At 60.5% G+C, this 16,480-nt stretch carries 17 protein-coding genes; 11 read left to right on the forward strand and 6 right to left on the reverse strand.

Translation table 11 applies throughout. The features are described 5' to 3' along the window. Window positions 1–3: 3 nt before the first annotated feature. The 4 genes from AC3ISG_RS01490 to fba all read left to right on the forward strand — a co-directional run bounded on the left by AC3ISG_RS01490 (window position 4) and on the right by fba (window position 3,021). Window positions 4–1,167, forward strand: coding sequence for a phosphoglycerate kinase (locus AC3ISG_RS01490; protein ID WP_489298372.1), 1,164 nt, complete (start codon window positions 4–6; stop codon window positions 1,165–1,167). A 24-nt stretch (window positions 1,168–1,191) separates the two neighbouring features. Beyond that, window positions 1,192–1,419 carry a putative periplasmic lipoprotein gene (locus AC3ISG_RS01495; RefSeq protein ID WP_122536455.1) on the forward strand — a complete coding sequence of 76 codons (228 nt, stop codon included), beginning with the start codon at window positions 1,192–1,194 and terminating at the stop codon, window positions 1,417–1,419. A gap of 92 nt (window positions 1,420–1,511) precedes the next feature. Continuing rightward, window positions 1,512–1,835: an MliC family protein gene (locus tag AC3ISG_RS01500; protein WP_065991241.1), complete on the forward strand. Its 324-nt coding sequence runs from the start codon at window positions 1,512–1,514 to the stop codon at window positions 1,833–1,835. Between the two features lie 121 nt (window positions 1,836–1,956). Beyond that, on the forward strand, window positions 1,957–3,021 hold the full coding sequence (gene fba / locus AC3ISG_RS01505; protein ID WP_037018967.1) for a class II fructose-bisphosphate aldolase: 1,065 nt from the start codon (window positions 1,957–1,959) through the stop codon (window positions 3,019–3,021). A gap of 75 nt (window positions 3,022–3,096) precedes the next feature. On the opposite strand, the gene AC3ISG_RS01510 is transcribed toward fba, so the two are convergent. The 3 genes from AC3ISG_RS01510 to cdhC form a co-directional block, all read right to left on the reverse strand. Then, window positions 3,097–3,585, reverse strand: coding sequence for a thioesterase family protein (locus tag AC3ISG_RS01510; RefSeq protein ID WP_489298373.1), 489 nt, complete (start codon window positions 3,583–3,585; stop codon window positions 3,097–3,099). Between the two features lie 63 nt (window positions 3,586–3,648). Beyond that, complete coding sequence (locus tag AC3ISG_RS01515; protein ID WP_122536602.1) at window positions 3,649–4,614, reverse strand: L-carnitine dehydrogenase; 966 nt, start codon at window positions 4,612–4,614, stop codon at window positions 3,649–3,651. Window positions 4,615–4,676: 62 nt separating this feature from the next. After that, a complete protein-coding gene (cdhC, locus tag AC3ISG_RS01520) occupies window positions 4,677–5,564 on the reverse strand; it encodes a 3-dehydrocarnitine:acetyl-CoA trimethylamine transferase CdhC (RefSeq protein WP_489298374.1) in 888 nt (295 codons plus the stop codon). 250 nt (window positions 5,565–5,814) lie between these two features. Between cdhC and AC3ISG_RS01525 the strand changes: the two genes are divergently transcribed. Continuing rightward, window positions 5,815–6,771 carry a GlxA family transcriptional regulator gene (locus AC3ISG_RS01525; RefSeq protein ID WP_272632833.1) on the forward strand — a complete coding sequence of 319 codons (957 nt, stop codon included), beginning with the start codon at window positions 5,815–5,817 and terminating at the stop codon, window positions 6,769–6,771. Window positions 6,772–7,012: 241 nt separating this feature from the next. Here AC3ISG_RS01525 and AC3ISG_RS01530 read toward each other — a convergent pair whose 3' ends face one another. Both AC3ISG_RS01530 and AC3ISG_RS01535 read right to left on the reverse strand, forming a co-directional pair. Then, window positions 7,013–7,432, reverse strand: coding sequence for a DUF3010 family protein (locus AC3ISG_RS01530; protein WP_122624456.1), 420 nt, complete (start codon window positions 7,430–7,432; stop codon window positions 7,013–7,015). Window positions 7,433–7,479: 47 nt separating this feature from the next. Continuing rightward, a complete protein-coding gene (locus AC3ISG_RS01535; RefSeq protein WP_065991249.1) occupies window positions 7,480–7,884 on the reverse strand; it encodes a lysozyme inhibitor LprI family protein in 405 nt (134 codons plus the stop codon). 227 nt (window positions 7,885–8,111) lie between these two features. Between AC3ISG_RS01535 and AC3ISG_RS01540 the strand changes: the two genes are divergently transcribed. From AC3ISG_RS01540 to etfB, 6 genes are all read left to right on the forward strand, one after another. Then, on the forward strand, window positions 8,112–9,089 hold the full coding sequence (locus tag AC3ISG_RS01540) for a dipeptidase (RefSeq protein ID WP_489298375.1): 978 nt from the start codon (window positions 8,112–8,114) through the stop codon (window positions 9,087–9,089). A gap of 88 nt (window positions 9,090–9,177) precedes the next feature. Continuing rightward, on the forward strand, window positions 9,178–9,708 hold the full coding sequence (locus AC3ISG_RS01545; protein ID WP_065991251.1) for a 4-vinyl reductase: 531 nt from the start codon (window positions 9,178–9,180) through the stop codon (window positions 9,706–9,708). Window positions 9,709–9,723: 15 nt separating this feature from the next. After that, window positions 9,724–11,784: a dimethylglycine demethylation protein DgcA gene (gene dgcA / locus AC3ISG_RS01550; protein WP_489298376.1), complete on the forward strand. Its 2,061-nt coding sequence runs from the start codon at window positions 9,724–9,726 to the stop codon at window positions 11,782–11,784. 161 nt (window positions 11,785–11,945) lie between these two features. Further along, window positions 11,946–13,907, forward strand: a complete 1,962-nt coding sequence (dgcB, locus tag AC3ISG_RS01555; protein ID WP_489298377.1) for a dimethylglycine demethylation protein DgcB — start codon at window positions 11,946–11,948, stop codon at window positions 13,905–13,907. Beyond that, window positions 13,907–15,127, forward strand: coding sequence for an electron transfer flavoprotein subunit alpha (gene etfA / locus AC3ISG_RS01560; protein ID WP_489299439.1), 1,221 nt, complete (start codon window positions 13,907–13,909; stop codon window positions 15,125–15,127). Before dgcB ends, etfA begins: the two co-directional genes overlap by 1 nt. Further along, the gene (gene etfB, locus AC3ISG_RS01565) at window positions 15,117–15,920 is read left to right on the forward strand and encodes an electron transfer flavoprotein subunit beta (protein WP_489298378.1); all 804 of its coding nucleotides are present in this window, start codon (window positions 15,117–15,119) and stop codon (window positions 15,918–15,920) included. Before etfA ends, etfB begins: the two co-directional genes overlap by 11 nt. A gap of 36 nt (window positions 15,921–15,956) precedes the next feature. On the opposite strand, the gene AC3ISG_RS01570 is transcribed toward etfB, so the two are convergent. Further along, window positions 15,957–16,475: a hypothetical protein gene (locus tag AC3ISG_RS01570; RefSeq protein ID WP_489298379.1), complete on the reverse strand. Its 519-nt coding sequence runs from the start codon at window positions 16,473–16,475 to the stop codon at window positions 15,957–15,959. Between the last annotated feature and the right edge of the window lie 5 nt (window positions 16,476–16,480).

A 16,480-nucleotide genomic window follows, 5' to 3' on the forward strand; every position in this document is an offset into this window, starting at 1 on the left:
CTCATGACCGTGTTGAAGATGACCGACCTCGATCTGCAAGGTAAGCGTGTACTGATCCGCGAAGACCTCAACGTTCCGGTCAAAGATGGCGTGGTGACCAGCGATGCACGCATTCTCGCGTCGTTGCCCACCATCAAACTGGCGCTGGAGAAAGGCGCAGCGGTCATGGTCTGCTCACACCTTGGTCGTCCAACCGAAGGTGAGTTTTCCGCCGAGAACAGCCTGAAGCCGGTCGCGGACTACCTGAGCAAGGCGCTCGGCCGCGAAGTGCCGCTGGTCGCGGAATACCTGGACGGTGTCGACGTCAAAGCGGGCGATATCGTGCTGTTCGAGAACGTGCGCTTCAACAAGGGCGAAAAGAAGAACGCTGACGAGCTGGCGCAGAAGTACGCCGCTCTGTGTGATGTGTTCGTGATGGACGCTTTCGGCACCGCTCACCGTGCAGAAGGCTCGACCCACGGCGTGGCCAAGTTCGCCAAAGTCGCTGCGGCTGGTCCGCTGCTTGCCGCTGAACTTGACGCGTTGGGCAAGGCCCTCGGCAATCCGGCCCAGCCAATGGCGGCCATCGTGGCCGGCTCCAAGGTTTCCACCAAGCTGGACGTGCTTAACAGCCTCAGCGAGAAGTGCAACCAGCTGATTGTTGGCGGTGGCATCGCCAATACCTTCCTGGCGGCGGCCGGTCATCCGGTTGGCAAATCGTTGTACGAGCCGGACCTTCTCGATACCGCTAAAGCAATCGCCGCCAAGGTCAGCGTGCCGTTGCCGGTCGACGTGGTGGTTGCCAAGCAGTTCGCCGCGGATGCCGAAGCCACCGTCAAGCTAATCGCCGATGTGGCCGATGACGACATGATCCTCGACATCGGTCCTCAAACAGCTGCTCACTTCGCCGAATTGCTGAAATCTTCCAAGACTATTCTCTGGAACGGCCCGGTTGGCGTCTTTGAGTTCGATCAGTTCGGCGAAGGCACCAAGACGCTGGCTCACGCCATCGCCGAGAGCTCTGCTTTCTCCATCGCCGGTGGCGGCGATACCTTGGCCGCGATCGATAAATACGGTGTAGGCGACAAGATCTCCTATATCTCTACAGGCGGCGGTGCGTTCCTCGAGTTTGTCGAGGGTAAGGTTCTGCCTGCCGTGGATGTTCTGGAACAACGCACCAAGGCCTGACCGGCCAAGGTGAAGGGGAGTGAAATGGTCAAGCCATTACCGCTGTTGATCATGGCGGGTTTGCTGGTCGGCTGCGCAAGCAAGCCTGAAGCGGAGACGGCATCGACTGCGGCGCCGGGTTTGCTTCAGGTCAGTTGCTACCAGGCGGGCTGGCAGGCGGAAACCGTACCGATCGTTTACAAGCGTGGCGGGCCTGAAGTCTGGGAAAAATACGAATTCATGCCTGCCGTGGGACCAGTCCCCTGTCATTGATTCTTGGTTGACGGTGTGCCGGAATACAGGAACAGCATTGCCCCTGCCGTGATCGACATCAGTCACGCGATGCAGGGGATTCGGGAGTAGTAATGAAAGGCTTGTTAGCCCTTGCGACACTGATGCTGCTGAGCGGTTGCGCCAGCATGAAGGCTTCGGAACCGGCAGCCCCGTGGACCCATTGGGTCTGCGACAGCAAAGCCGAGATTTTCTGGAAGTACGCCGATGCCGCGAAGAAGGAGGTGGATGTACGCCTCAATCAGAGCGAGCAGGTATTCCGTCTGCAAGCGTCGCCCGGAGCTTCCGGCGCGCTTTACAGTAACGGCGTGCTGGCGTTCGACAACAAAGGCAGCGAAGGCCTGGTCTACTGGGACGCTACCAACGATTTGATCGGTCGTGGCTGCAAGGCGCCGTAAAGGGCCGAGCAGTTCGAGCGAGGCTGCACCGGGGCGATGACTGAGCAATCGACCCCTATAATTTGAATAGCCGCCAATACGGCACGCACGATTAACGACCCCACCGGGAGAGAGACAGACAATGGCACTTATCAGCATGCGCCAGATGTTGGACCACGCAGCCGAATTCGGTTACGGCGTTCCTGCATTCAACGTAAATAACCTGGAACAAATGCGCGCCATTATGGAAGCGGCCGACAAGACTGACTCTCCGGTGATCGTTCAGGCTTCGGCCGGTGCGCGCAAATACGCTGGCGCCCCGTTCCTGCGCCACCTGATCCTGGCGGCAATCGAAGAATTCCCGCACATTCCGGTGGTCATGCACCAGGACCACGGCACCAGCCCGGCCATCTGCCAACGTTCCATCCAGCTGGGCTTCAGCTCGGTCATGATGGACGGTTCGCTGCGCGAAGACGGCAAAAGCCCGGCTGACTATGAGTACAACGTTCGCGTGACGCAGGAAACGGTCGCCATGGCGCACGCCTGCGGCGTTTCGGTTGAGGGTGAGCTGGGTGTTCTGGGCTCGCTGGAAACCGGCATGGCCGGTGAAGAAGACGGCGTTGGCGCAGAGGGCATGCTGGATCACAGCCAGATGCTGACTGATCCGGAAGAAGCGGCCGATTTCGTCAAGAAAACCCAGGTGGATGCCTTGGCCATCGCCATCGGCACCAGCCACGGCGCGTACAAGTTCACCAAGCCGCCTACCGGCGACATCCTGGCGATCGAGCGGATCAAAGAGATCCACAAGCGCATCCCGAACACTCACCTGGTGATGCACGGTTCTTCTTCCGTTCCACAGGAATGGCTGAAAATCATCAACGAGTTCGGCGGCGACATCAAAGAAACCTACGGCGTGCCGGTCGAAGAAATCGTTGAAGGCATCAAGCACGGTGTGCGCAAGGTCAACATCGACACCGACCTGCGTCTGGCGTCCACCGGTGCCATCCGCGAGTTCATGGCGAAGAACCCGAGCGAATTTGACCCGCGTAAATACCTGGCGAAAACCGTATCGGCCATGCGCGACGTGTGCATCGCCCGGTACGAAGCATTCGGCACCGCTGGCAACGCCTCGAAGATCAAGCCGATCTCCCTGGAGAAGATGTTCGAGCGTTATGCCAAAGGCGAGCTGAACGCCAAGGTGAACTGATCGTTTTCTGATCGATTTGCTGAAATGAAGAAGCCCGCAGCGATGCGGGCTTTTTTGTGGCTGTGATTCGCTTCTCTACGGGGTGTTTCGCCGGCCGGGCAGGGCGATGATACGCCCGACATACTTTGGCTCCGGCTGATCAAGTTGAGCTTCCGAGAGCAGGCGCAACGCCTGCAGCGACACTGCGCTGAACGGTGCCGACTTCGGCCCATCCGCGAGATCCACATGCAGCAGCATCTGCTCGCTCGCTGCCAGCTCTACATCCTCCTCTGCCTTGTACAGACCGTGGTAAAGCTGCACCCGTTTGCCATCGTGTCCGACGATTTGCGTACGCACCTCCACGGCTTGACCGAGTTTCACCTCGTGCAGGAAATTGATGTGCGCTTCGAGCGTGAACAGCGAGTGGCCGCTGGCATCCCGATCGTCACTGGCGAGGCCGATTCGGTCCATGAAGGCGTCTGTGGCGAAACTGAAGATCAGCAAATAGAAGGCGTCGCGGAGGTGGCCGTTGTAGTCGACCCAATCGGCGAGGACTGGGGTTTTGTAAGTGAGGAGCGCGGGCATGTAATGAGTCCAAAGTTATCCATGATCAACCAGTGAGTTCAAACCTGGCGAGGCTTGCGCAGATCAATCCTCGAACGCCATTCCATGTTTGGCCTTGGTGGTTTTCACCGCTTCAATCACCGCCAGCAGGCAGTCATCGCGATACCGCTCCAGCGCTGCAATGCTGTGGCTGCCCAATTGATCGGAGGTGCCATCGACCACATCGTCAATCAGCTTGTCGGTCAGCTCGGGCGCCGGAAGGTAGGTCCACGGCAACTGCAGCGCCGGGCCGAATTGCGCCATGAAGTGACGCATGCCTGCATCGCCGCCAGCCAGGGTGTAAGTCAGAAAGGTGCCCATGAATGACCAGCGCAAGCCAGCGCCGAAACGGATCGCGTCATCGATTTCGCCGGTGGTCGCGACGCCATCGTTGACCAGGTGCAGCGCCTCACGCCATAGCGCTTCCAGTAAGCGATCCGCAATAAAACCGGGGACTTCTTTGCGGACATGCAGCGGGCGCATGCCCAGCGACTCATAGACCTGAATCGCTGCCTGCACCGCTTCCGGTGCGGTGTTCTTGCCGCCGACCACTTCCACCAGCGGCAGCAGATAAACCGGGTTGAACGGGTGGCCCACCACGCAGCGTTCCGGGTGCGTGGCACTTTCGTAAAACTCCGACGGCAGCAGGCCGGAGGTGCTGGAACCAATGATCGCGTCAGGCTTGGCCGCCGCGCTGATCTTGCTGTGCAGATCCAGCTTGAGGTCAAGGCGCTCCGGGGCGCTTTCCTGGATGAAGTCGGCGTCGCGAACGCACTCTTCGATGGTGTCGACGAAGCGCAGACGTTCTTGGGAGGCGCCCGACGCCAGACCCTTTTGCTCAAGCGCCGGCCAGGCGTTGGCGACGCGTTTGCGCAGTGCTGCTTCGGCTCCGGGCGCCGGGTCCCAGGCCACGACATCCAGGCCATGAGCCAGCGCGCGCGCCACCCAACCGCTGCCGATGACACCGCTGCCCAAGGCTGCGAAGGTTTTAATGGTAGTGATGAAGGTCATGTCGGTGCTCGAATGATTTTTTTGAAGGGTTTCGCAGGACGTGGCAAGACTTGTGCGCCGGATCAAAACCGCTTCTTAAGCCCCATCTTCACGCGGCCCTCGGCCGGGGTCAGGACCCGTGCGCCCAAGCGACTGAGAATTTCGCCGGCGCGCTCGACCAGTGCGCCGTTGCTCGCAAGCACGCCTTTGTCGAGCCAGATGTTGTCCTCCAGACCGACCCGCACGTTGCCGCCGAGCAATACCGCCTGCGCGGCCATCGGCATTTGCATGCGGCCAATACCGAAGGCAGCCCACACCGCGTCGGCGGGCAAGTTGTCGACCATGGCTTTCATCGTGGTGGTGTCCGCCGGCGCCCCCCACGGAATGCCCATGCACAGCTGGAACAGCGGGTTATCGAGCAAGCCTTCTTTCATCATCTGCTTGGCAAACCAAAGATGGCCGGTGTCGAAAATCTCCAGCTCGGCTTTCACCCCCAGCTCTTGAATTCGCCTGGCCCCGGCCCGTAGTTGCGCGGGCGTGGACACGTAAATCGTGTTGCCATCGCCGAAGTTGAGGGTGCCGCAATCCAGCGTGCAGATTTCCGGCAGCAGCGCTTCAACGTGCGCCAGCCGGGTCAGCGGACCGACCAGATCGGTGCCGGGGCCGAATTCGGTCGGACGTTCGCCAGGTCCGATTTCCAGATCGCCGCCCATTCCGGCGGTCAGGTTGACGATGATGTCGATGTCGGCTTCACGGATGCGGTCCATGGTTTCGCGGTACAGCTCGACGTCACGGCTGAACTTGCCGGTCTCGGGGTCGCGCACATGGCAGTGCACGACGGTTGCCCCGGCCTTCGCGGCCTCGACTGCGGCAGCGGCAATCTGCTTGGGCGTGATCGGGACCAGGTGGCTTTTCCCGGTCGTGTCGCCAGCACCGGTCAGTGCGCAGGTGATGATGACGTCATGATTCATGGGAGAGGTTCCTTGCAGGCCAGACAGTGACGCGGACATTGCGGCCCGCTGTTGAGGTGCAAAACTACGCAGCGGCGAGCCTCTCAAAACGCACAGCGGCGACACGGTCTTGCACAGCAGCGACGTGTGCTGTTGCTGCCCATCGGCAAGAGGTGTATTTGATGATCGGGCCCAAGAGGCACGATCATTTCTGAACTCACGTCTCCACCCCAATCGCCCATCTGCTCCGATCCCAAGGAACGCGCCAACGATGTCCCAGGATTTCTACTTTCTGCTCATGCCCGGCTTTTCGATGATGGGCTTCGTGTCGGCGCTGGAGCCGCTGCGCGTCGCCAATCGTTTTGGAGGCGAGCTGTTCCGCTGGCACATCCTGAGCGTCGACGGTGGTCCTGTGATTGCCAGCAACGGCATGTCGGTAAATGCGGACGCCGCGCTTGAGCCGCTGAAAAAGGGTGCGACGCTGTGGGTGATGGGCAGCGTCGATCCATTGAAGTTTTACACCGGAACACTGGAACACTGGCTGCGCCGGTTGGACCTGGAAGGCGTGGTTCTTGGTGCGATCGACACCGGCAGTTTTGTCCTGGCCCAAGCCGGTCTGTTGGAGGGCTATCGCCTGACCCTGCACTGGGAAGCGCTGGACGCCTTCAAGGAAACCTACCCCCGGCTGCAAGCGACGCAGGAGCTGTTCGAGATCGACCGGCGCCGCATTACCTCCGCCGGAGGCACGGCCTCTATCGACATGATGCTCGACCTGATCGGCCAGGCCCATGGACCGGAATTGGCGATCAAGGTGTCCGAGCAGTTCGTCCTCGGGCGCATACGCCAGCGCAAAGACCACCAGCGCATGCAGATCGCCACGCGCTACGGCATCAATAACAAGAAACTGGTACAGGTCATCGGCGTCATGGAGCAGCACACCGAGCCGCCGCTGAGCACGCTGGAACTGGCGGAAGGGATTCAGGTGACGCGGCGTCAGCTGGAGCGGTTGTTTCGTCTGCACCTGAACGACACGCCGAGCAACTTCTACCTCGGCCTGCGGCTGGAAAAAGCCAGGCAACTGCTGCGTCAGAGCGACATGAGCGTGCTGGAGGTCAGCATTGCGTGCGGCTTTGAATCGCCGTCCTATTTCACCCGCAGTTACAGGGCGAGATTTGTGGTGTGCCCGAGGGAGGACCGAGGGCGCACGCGTGAGGTGAAGACTGTTTGATGCTCAATTATGGTGAATTATAGTCGCGACTATAATTCGGTATAAATGACCCGGCGGGCGGCTTTCATCTTCTTCTTCAGGCTCCGGCTCGTTCAGTAGGACCGGCTTCAGCCGGGAATAGGCCCGGTTGAGCACCCTCAGTTTAAGGTGGTGGCGCCTGACGCCTTCCCGGCTAAAGCCGGTCCTACAGTCGGATTTAACCCCGGCCCACCACCGAGCAAGCGATCGGGTGCAGACCTTTCTACTTGGTCTTCATCAGCGCCGAACACGCCGCTTTGTACGCCTCATGCTGATACTTGTTCAGTGCTGCGGGCAATTCAAAGCTGTGCTTCTTCATCTGAGCATTAATCGTCTGAGGCGACAGCAGGATGACCTCGCAGTCTTCCAGCAGCTGAAAGATGGTCTCGATCTTGAACGTCGTAGGGCCGCCGGCGAACTCACCTTTCTTGCTGCGCTTTTTGATCGCGATGTGACCAATGCCGCTATCGCGCACGAAGGCCTCGATCTGGCGGGCGAACGCTTTCACGTTGACGGCTTCATCGTCGTCTTCGAGTGCGATCTTCTTGGTTGGGAGTGGAACGTGTTCGAGCGCGCCAGATGCGCGAGTGGCGACAGCGAAGATGGCCTCGCTGCCTTTGATTTCTACGCCGCAGATGTTCATGTGCCTACCTTGAGCTCGGGAAGGACGTCAGGGTAGCGCATTCGGGATCACTCGGACTGCGCGACGGTATCCAGATACTCCGATCGCTCGTCGCTGGCGCGGGTCAGGCAGTCGTTCTGATCGATGTTGAATTCCTTGGTACCTGGCTTGGCCGGAAACACCTCGACTGCGCAGTCCGCGTCACGCAGTTTTTTCCACGCTTCCTGGGCGGCCTTGAGTTTGGTGGCGAATTCCTCGGCCTGGGCCTTGTTTGCACCGAACTGCGTCTGCACACGCTCAAGCACGTTTTGAACATTCTCGGTCAGCAGCTTCTCCGCCGTGTCGCGGCTGTACACCGAGCACTCCAGAGTCTGTTGGTCCTCTTCGACGCCGTCACAAGGGTTGGCGGCCGGATTGGATGCAGCGTGTGCGCCTGTCGCGAATAGAGCCAGAGCCAGAAACATGGTTTTCATTGGGGCTTTCCGAGTCAGAGATGGATTGGATTCTCGCCCAAGCGCGAGGCAAAGAACAGGTATCAAATGCGGGCTGCAAAAGGCCATGTCGTCCCTTTGTCGTTTCTTGACGCTTTCGGCAATTCCCCTGTCGTTTTTGCACCCGGCTCCTCCGACCCTCAGGCATATGCTGATCCCAAAGCGCCGGCAGACCTTCCGGCCATTAAAGAACCCCAGGGGACCGCCTGATGAGCCCAGCCGAATTACACGCCGACAGCATCGTCATTGACGGGTTGATCATTGCCAAATGGAACCGTGAGCTGTTCGAAGACATGCGCAAAGGTGGCCTGACGATGGCCAACTGCACAGTTTCGGTGTGGGAAGGTTTTCAACAGACCGTCAACAGCATCGCCTCCAGCCAGAAACTGATTCGTGAAAACAGCGACCTGGTGATCCAGGTGCGCAACACGGCCGACATACGCAAAGCCAAGGAACTGGGCAAGACCGGCATCCTGTTCGGCTTCCAGAATGCCCATGCTTACGAGGACCAGATCAGCTACGTCGAGATCTTCAAACAGCTGGGCGTGGGCATCGTGCAGATGTGCTACAACACCCAGAATCTGGTGGGCACCGGCTGCTACGAGCGCGACGGCGGCCTGTCAGGTTTCGGTCGTGAAATCGTCGCGGAGATGAACCGCGTCGGCGTCATGTGCGACCTCTCCCATGTTGGTTCCAAGACCTCCGAGGAAGTCATCCTCGAATCGAAGAAGCCAGTGACCTACTCCCACTGCCTGCCCTCGGGCCTCAAAGAACACCCGCGCAACAAATCCGACGCGGAGCTTAAGTTCATCGCCGATCACGGCGGCTTTGTCGGCGTGACCATGTTCGCGCCGTTCCTGGCCAAGGGCATTGATTCGACCATCGACGATTACGCCGAAGCCATCGAGTACGTGATGAACATCGTCGGCGAAGACGCCATCGGCATCGGCACTGATTTCACCCAGGGCCACGGCCAGGAATTCTTCGAATACCTGACCCACGACAAAGGCTACGCCCGGCGCCTGACCAACTTCGGCAAGATTATCAACCCGCTGGGCATCCGCACCGTCGGCGAATTCCCGAACCTCACCGAAACCCTGCTCAAACGCGGCCACGCCGAGCGCGTGGTGCGCAAGATCATGGGCGAAAACTGGGTTCGCATTCTGGGCGACGTCTGGGGCGAATAAGCCTCCGGCCCCACGCGCCGAGCACTGAATTTTCCCTCTCCCCCTCGCGGAGAGGGCATCCACTCGAATTTTCCGGAGTTAAGTTTCCATGGCCAAGATCGCCCCGCAATTGCCAATCGAAGTCGACAGCGAGACCGGTGTCTGGACCTCCGACGCCCTGCCGATGCTGTACGTGCCGCGGCATTTCTTCGTCAACAACCACATGGGCATCGAAGAAGTGCTGGGCGCCGAGGCGTACGCCGAAATCCTCTACAAGGCCGGCTACAAGTCCGCCTGGCACTGGTGCGAGAAAGAAGCCGAATGCCATGGCATCGAAGGCGTTGCGGTGTTCGAGCACTACATGAATCGTCTGTCCCAGCGCGGTTGGGGCCTGTTCAAGATTCAGGACATCGATCTGGAAAAAGGCACCGCCAGCGTCAAGCTTGAGCACTCGGCCTTCGTTTACGTCTACGGCAAAGTGGGGCGCAAGGTCGATTACATGTTCACCGGCTGGTTTGCCGGCGCCATGGACCAAGTCCTGGAAGCCAGCGGCAGCAAAATCCGCACCGTGGCCGAGCAGGTTTACGGCGGATCCGAAGAAGGCCACGACGACGGCCTGTTTGTCGTCAAGCCGTTGTAAGTCGAGGTTTCCGTCATGGCTTTCGAAGCGATGTTTCAACCGATTCAGATCGGTAAATTGACCATACGCAACCGCGTATTGAGTACCGCGCACGCCGAGGTCTACGCCACCGACGGCGGCATGACCACCGACCGTTACGTGAAGTACTACGAGGAGAAAGCCAAGGGCGGCATCGGTCTGGCCATTTGCGGCGGCTCGTCCAGCGTGGCCATCGACAGCCCGCAGGGCTGGTGGAAATCGGTGAACCTGGCGACCGACAAGATCATTCCGCACTTCCAGAACCTCGCTGACGCCATGCACAAGCACGGCGCCAAGATCATGATCCAGATTACCCACATGGGTCGTCGCTCCCGCTGGGACGGCGATCATTGGCCGACGCTGTTGTCGCCTTCGGGCATTCGCGAGCCGGTACACCGCGCGACCTGCAAGACCATCGAGCCGGAAGAGATCTGGCGGGTGATCGGCAACTACGCCAGCGCGGCGGCGCGTGCCAAGGCTGGCGGTCTGGATGGCGTCGAGCTGTCGGCGGTGCACCAGCACATGATCGACCAGTTCTGGAGCCCACGGGTCAACAAGCGTACTGACGAGTGGGGCGGCAGCTTCGAAAACCGCATGCGTTTTGGCCTGGAAGTGATCAAGGCCGTGCGCAAGGAAGTCGGTCCGGACTTCTGCGTCGGCCTGCGGATCTGCGGCGACGAATTTCACCCGGACGGCCTCAGCCACGAGGACATGAAAGAGATCGCCAAGTACTACGACCAGACCGGCATGATCGATTTTCTCGGCGTCGTGGGCTCGGGGTGCGATACCCATAACACCCTCGCCAACGTTATCCCGAACATGAGTTATCCACCGGAGCCATTTCTGCATCTGGCGGCCGGCATCAAGGAAGTGGTCAAGGCGCCGGTCCTGCACGCGCAGAACATCAAGGACCCGAATCAGGCGACGCGCATCCTCGAAGGCGGCTACGTCGACATGGTCGGCATGACCCGCGCGCACATCGCCGACCCGCACCTGATCACCAAGATCAAAATGGGTCAGGTCGATCAGATCCGTCAGTGCGTCGGTGCCAACTATTGCATCGACCGTCAGTACCAGGGCCTGGACGTGCTGTGCATCCAGAATGCCGCGACGTCTCGCGAATACATGGGCGTGCCGCACATCATCGAAAAGACCACCGGTGTGAAGCGCAAGGTGGTGATCGTCGGGGCAGGGCCTGCGGGGATGGAAGCGGCGCGCGTCTCGGCCGAGCGGGGCCACGACGTGACTCTGTTCGAGAAGAAAGACGCCATCGGCGGCCAGATCACCACGGCATCGAAAGCGCCGCAGCGCGATCAGATCGCCGGCATCACGCGCTGGTATCAGCTGGAGCTGGCGCGCTTGAAAGTCGATCTGCGTCTGGGCACGGCGGCAGATATCGCGACCATCATGGACCTGCGCCCGGACGTGGTGGTGCTGGCGGTCGGCGGTCATCCATTCATTGAGCAGAACGAGCATTGGGGCGCCGCTGAAGGCCTGGTTGTCAGCAGCTGGGACATCCTTGACGGCAAAGTTGCGCCGGGCAAGAACGTGCTGGTCTACGACACCATTTGCGAGTTCACCGGCATGTCCACGGCCGACTTCCTGGCGGACAAAGGCTGTCAGGTCGAGATCGTCACCGACGACATCAAGCCGGGTGTGGCCATCGGCGGCACGTCGTTCCCGACCTACTACCGCAGCATGTACCCGAAGGAAGTAATCATGACCGGCGACATGATGCTGGAAAAGGTCTACCGCGAGGGCGACAAATTAGTGGCCGTGCTGGAGAACGAATACACCGGCGCCAAAGAGGAGCGGGTGATCGATCAGGTGGTGATCGAGAACGGCGTGCGTCCTGACGAGGAGCTTTATTACGGGATGAAGGAAGGGTCGCGCAACAAGGGTCAGATCGACATCGACGCGCTGTTCGCGATTCAGCCGCAGCCTTCATTGAGTCAGTCAGGTGACGGGTATCTGCTCTTTCGCATCGGCGATTGCGTGGCTCAACGCAATACCCATGCGGCGATCTATGACGCACTCAGGCTGTGCAAGGATTTCTAGCGGCCGGCACACAACCCTGTAGGAGTGAGCTTGCTCGCGAAAGCGACGGGTCTGTCGACATACCTGTTGAATGTCGGTCCGGCTTCGCGAGCAAGCTCGCTCCCACAGGACCCAAGTAAGGCATCCCGACCTGTAAGACCCTGAGTCTTTGGGAGCTCCACATGTTAAACACCCTTTTACCCATCCTGCTTTTCGCTGCCCTGGCCCTCGCGGTCCTTGGCGCGCTGCGGCGGGTGAGCCTGTGGCGCAACGGGCGTGCTGCCAAGGTCGATCTGCTCGGCGGATTGCTGGCCATGCCCAAGCGCTACATGGTTGATCTGCACCACGTCGTCGCGCGGGACAAATACATCGCCAACACCCACGTGGCCACGGCCGGCGGCGCGGTGGCGTCGATCGTCCTGGCGATTCTGGTACACGGTTTTGGGTGGCATAACCGGGTCCTCGGTTACTCGCTGCTGCTGGTGTCGGCCGTCATGTTCGTGGGCGCAATCTTCATGTACCTGCGTCGACGCAATCCGCCGAGTCGGCTCTCGAAAGGCCCGTGGATGCGCCTGCCAAAAAGCCTGCTGGCGTTCTCGGGTTCGTTCTTCATCGTCACGCTGCCCGTTGCGGGCGTACTGCCGGTGAACTTCGGGGGCTGGTTGCTGGCGATCATTCTGGGGATTGGCGTGCTCTGGGGCATCTGCGAATTGTTCCTCGGCATGACCTGGGGCGGCCCGATGAAACACGCCTTCGCCGGCGCGTTGCACCTGGCGTGGCACCGGCGCCCCGAGCGCTTCGGCGGTGGCCGCTCCACAGGGTTGAAGCCCCTCGATCTCAGCGACAGAACAGCGCCGCTGGGCGTGGAAAAACCCAAGGACTTCGCCTGGAATCAGTTGCTCGGCTTTGACGCCTGCGTGCAGTGTGGCAAGTGCGAAGCTGCCTGCCCGGCCTTCGCTGCGGGCCAGCCGCTGAACCCGAAAAAGCTGATACAGGACATGGTCGTCGGTCTGGCGGGCGGCACCGATGCCCACTTCGCCGGCAGCCCTTATCCGTCCCTCGACGGCCAGGGCAAACCCATTGGCGAGCACAGCGGCAATCCCCATCAACCCATCGTCAACGGGCTGGTCGACGCCGGCACACTGTGGTCGTGCACGACCTGCCGGGCCTGCGTGGAAGAGTGCCCGATGATGATCGAGCACGTGGACGCGATCGTCGACATGCGCCGGCATCTGACGCTCGAAAAAGGCGCCACCCCCAATAAGGGCGCCGAGGTCCTGGAAAACCTCATCGCGACCGACAACCCGGGTGGCTTCGCGCCGGGCGGACGCATGAACTGGGCGGCCGACCTGAACCTTGACCTCATGAGCCACAAGAAAACCGTGGACGTGCTGTTCTGGGTCGGTGACGGCGCGTTCGACATGCGCAATCAGCGCACCTTGCGCGCCTTCGTCAAAGTACTGAAAGCCGCCAAGGTCGACTTCGCCGTGCTGGGGCTGGAAGAACGCGACAGCGGCGATGTGGCCCGTCGTCTGGGAGATGAGGCGACGTTCCAGATGCTTGCCAGACGCAACATCCAGACGCTGGCGCAGTACGAGTTCAAGCGCATCGTCACCTGCGACCCACACAGCTTTCATGTGCTGAAAAACGAATACGGCGCGTTCGAAGGCCACTACGTCGTACAGCACCACAGCACGTATCTGGCGGAGCTGATCGGCGACGGCGCGTTGAAGCTGGGCCAGCACAAAGGCACCAGCGTCACCTATCACGATCCGTGCTACCTCGGCCGTTACAACGGCGAATACCAGGCGCCGCGCGATGTGCTGCGTGCGCTGGGCATTGAGGTCAAGGAAATGGTCCGATCCGGATTCCGCTCACGTTGCTGCGGCGGCGGCGGCGGCGCGCCGATCACTGACATTCCCGGCAAGCAACGGATTCCGGACATGCGCATGGATGACATCCGCGAGACCGGCGCCGAGCTGGTGGCTGTGGGTTGTCCACAATGCACCGCGATGCTCGAAGGCGTTGTGGAGCCACGGCCCATGATCAAAGACATCGCCGAGCTGGTGGCTGACTCACTGCTGGAAGATACCGCGCCGGTAAAACCGGCGGCGGCCCGACGTGAACCTGCGGAGGCGCATTGATGAGCGACATTATCCGCCGTGATCCACGCGCTGAATGGATCGCACGAAACCGGCTGCATCCGCTGCACGCTGCCATGCAACCGCCGCAATCTAGCTGGATGGGCCCCAACGGTGTGCTGCGTAAAAACGTGCATGGCGTCGGTTTTATCGGTCCCAACGGTCTTAAGCGCGTTGATCGCAGCGGTGCGCAACAGGGCGGCGCGATCAAACGCTCTGTATCTGTGGATGTGCAATTGCCGTTGCATCGGATTGCGACGCCGGCTTTTTATATCGCTGTGGTGCCCGACATGGTCGGCGGCCGTCTGAGCAGCCATGATCGCGACCTGTTGGGCTTGGCCCATGGGCTGGCGGGCAACGAGGGTGCGGTGCTGGCGGTGGTTTTTGGCGAGCACAAAGAGACGGCGTTCGACACCGCTGGGGTCGATCGTCTGTTGATACTGGAAGGGAGCGTGTTCAGTGGTTATTCGCCCGAGCAGCGGGTACAGGGTTTGCGGGCTGTGGATAACCAGTTCGACCCGCATCACTGGTTGCTGCCCGACAGCCGAAACGGCGGGGGAGAGTTGGGACGCCGTTTTGCGGCGAGTTTGGGAGAGCGGCCGTCGACACGCGTCTGGCAAGTGGCTGGCGAACAGTGCATCGGGCGCGCCGGTGCTGGAGCGCAAGACCTGTTGCGCCCCGTGTCACGCCTTATTCTTGCGCAAGCGGAATGTGCCGAACCTGTCAGTGAAACTCGGCATGAAGCGCTGCCTGTGGAGTTATCCACAGCAGTTGTACGCAGCTTACCGCGCATTGAGGACCTTGGCGCGGTGGCGGTCGATCCGGCACTTATCCCCATGTCTGAAGCTGAATTTATCTTCTCGGGTGGTAACGGGGTCAAGGACTGGCCGCTGTTTCACCGCACCGCCGTCGCATTGGGCGCCACTGAGGGCGCATCCCGGGTGGCGGTGGACGATGGCTTCATGATGCGCGATCGCCAGGTGGGCGCGTCCGGCACTTGGGTCACCGCCCGGGTTTACGTGGCGGTCGGAATTTCCGGCGCGATCCAGCATTTACAGGGCATTGGCGCCTGCGACAAGGTGGTGGCCATCAACCTTGACCCGACCTGCGACATGATCAAGCGTGCTGATCTGTCGGTGATCGGAGAGAGTTCGGCCATTCTCGAAGCGCTGATGGAGGCGGTGGACACTTATCGAAATGGGGCGAAGCGCGATGCAGCCTGAAATGGGGAGCTCTGTGGATAAAGGTACGCTGCACGTCATCAGCCTCGTCTCCGTCGGCGCGCACCCGACGTCAGGACGTCCCCGTCGCGCCGAGCAGGATGCCCGCGCGGTTGAACTGGGTTTGCAACTGGCTGGGGATAACTTGCACGTGTTGCATGCGGGTAATGCCGAAGAGCCCGCCTTGCGTGGCTACCTGGGTATGGGCGTGGACGAACTCCATGTGCTTGCCCAGCCGCCAGGCGCGGACGCAGTGCCTGGACTAACGGATTACATTCGTGAGTCGGGCGTGCAACTGGTGCTGACCGGCAGTCAGGCCGAGACGGGCGAAGGGTCCGGCATGCTCCCGTATTTGCTGGCCGAAACGCTCGGCTGGCCGCTGGTGGTGGGCCTGGCCGAGGTCGAGTCCATGAGCAATGGCAGCGCCCAGGTGCTGCAGGCGCTCCCCCGAGGTCAGCGTCGCCGACTCAAGGTCAGATTGCCGTTCCTGGCGACTGTGGATAACGCTGCACCGAAGCCTCGTCAAAGCGCTTACGGCCCGGCGCAACGCGGTCTGCTGGATGTGGAAGAGATTGAAGTAGTCATCGACGAAGTGTTTACCGACGCGGAGTTAACCCCCGCAAAGCCACGGCCAAAGCGCTTGAAGGTCATCAAAGCCAAAAGCGGCGCTGATCGCATGAAGGCCGCCACGGCTAAAGCGACCGGAGGCGGTGGGCAGGTGCTCAAGGGGGTGACTGCTCAGGAGGGGGCTGCGGCGATTTTGAAATTGTTGGTGGAGGAGGGGGTAGTTCGTTGAGCCCCGAAAGGCGCCGCGATGGCGCCTTTTCTCCGTTCACGACTGAGGCGTTTCTCGCTGCATTTTTCGACCCCTGGAATCTGCATCAACAATCACAACGTCGAAAACCTGCTCAATGACCTGACGCGGCCCCTGTTTCAAACTCCATGCGAAGAAAACGAGACACCCGACGAGTAGAGTGAACAAGCCCAAGCCAACGAGGCTCTGCGCAGCCCCCTTCCAGAACCCTGGCCGCGCCATGCGGATATCGTTGGCGGCTCTGGAAGAGTAAAACGCCGCCAACTCGTCCGTTTCGGTACTCAGTGAGGACTCCAGAAAGTTTGTCGCCAGCCGGGTCGCCTGGGTTCGATAGGCTTCAATTTGCGAGCTCCTGTTGCTGATGTCGTGGAATGCAACGAGATCGCAATCTAGCGGATCAGTACCGTTTCTCTCTTTGAACGCGTGGATATACTCGATTTTCTGCCGTTTATACACCGAGTACGCCAGTTGGCCGAGTATGTCGTCCTCATCGTTCACTAACTCGCTGAAGATGTAGTTGTAGCGCTCTTCGGTCATGTGCG

This window comes from Pseudomonas sp. GL_135, assembly GCF_057834665.1.

What these genes read in the sequence shown, in the direction of transcription:
- AC3ISG_RS01535 (WP_065991249.1), bottom strand. Translation starts at nt 7,884, where the DNA reads ATGAAAACCATGTTTCTGGCTCTGGCTCTATTCGCGACAGGCGCACAC.
- cdhC (WP_489298374.1), bottom strand. Translation starts at nt 5,564, where the DNA reads ATGAATCATGACGTCATCATCACCTGCGCACTGACCGGTGCTGGCGAC.
- AC3ISG_RS01500 (WP_065991241.1), top strand. Translation starts at nt 1,512, where the DNA reads ATGAAAGGCTTGTTAGCCCTTGCGACACTGATGCTGCTGAGCGGTTGC.
- dgcB (WP_489298377.1), top strand. Translation starts at nt 11,946, where the DNA reads ATGTTAAACACCCTTTTACCCATCCTGCTTTTCGCTGCCCTGGCCCTC.
- etfB (WP_489298378.1), top strand. Translation starts at nt 15,117, where the DNA reads ATGCAGCCTGAAATGGGGAGCTCTGTGGATAAAGGTACGCTGCACGTC.
- AC3ISG_RS01530 (WP_122624456.1), bottom strand. Translation starts at nt 7,432, where the DNA reads ATGAACATCTGCGGCGTAGAAATCAAAGGCAGCGAGGCCATCTTCGCT.
- AC3ISG_RS01515 (WP_122536602.1), bottom strand. Translation starts at nt 4,614, where the DNA reads ATGACCTTCATCACTACCATTAAAACCTTCGCAGCCTTGGGCAGCGGT.
- fba (WP_037018967.1), top strand. Translation starts at nt 1,957, where the DNA reads ATGGCACTTATCAGCATGCGCCAGATGTTGGACCACGCAGCCGAATTC.
- AC3ISG_RS01540 (WP_489298375.1), top strand. Translation starts at nt 8,112, where the DNA reads ATGAGCCCAGCCGAATTACACGCCGACAGCATCGTCATTGACGGGTTG.
- dgcA (WP_489298376.1), top strand. Translation starts at nt 9,724, where the DNA reads ATGGCTTTCGAAGCGATGTTTCAACCGATTCAGATCGGTAAATTGACC.
- AC3ISG_RS01525 (WP_272632833.1), top strand. Translation starts at nt 5,815, where the DNA reads ATGTCCCAGGATTTCTACTTTCTGCTCATGCCCGGCTTTTCGATGATG.
- AC3ISG_RS01510 (WP_489298373.1), bottom strand. Translation starts at nt 3,585, where the DNA reads ATGCCCGCGCTCCTCACTTACAAAACCCCAGTCCTCGCCGATTGGGTC.
- etfA (WP_489299439.1), top strand. Translation starts at nt 13,907, where the DNA reads ATGAGCGACATTATCCGCCGTGATCCACGCGCTGAATGGATCGCACGA.
- AC3ISG_RS01490 (WP_489298372.1), top strand. Translation starts at nt 4, where the DNA reads ATGACCGTGTTGAAGATGACCGACCTCGATCTGCAAGGTAAGCGTGTA.
- AC3ISG_RS01545 (WP_065991251.1), top strand. Translation starts at nt 9,178, where the DNA reads ATGGCCAAGATCGCCCCGCAATTGCCAATCGAAGTCGACAGCGAGACC.
- AC3ISG_RS01495 (WP_122536455.1), top strand. Translation starts at nt 1,192, where the DNA reads ATGGTCAAGCCATTACCGCTGTTGATCATGGCGGGTTTGCTGGTCGGC.
- AC3ISG_RS01570 (WP_489298379.1), bottom strand. Translation starts at nt 16,475, where the DNA reads ATGACCGAAGAGCGCTACAACTACATCTTCAGCGAGTTAGTGAACGAT.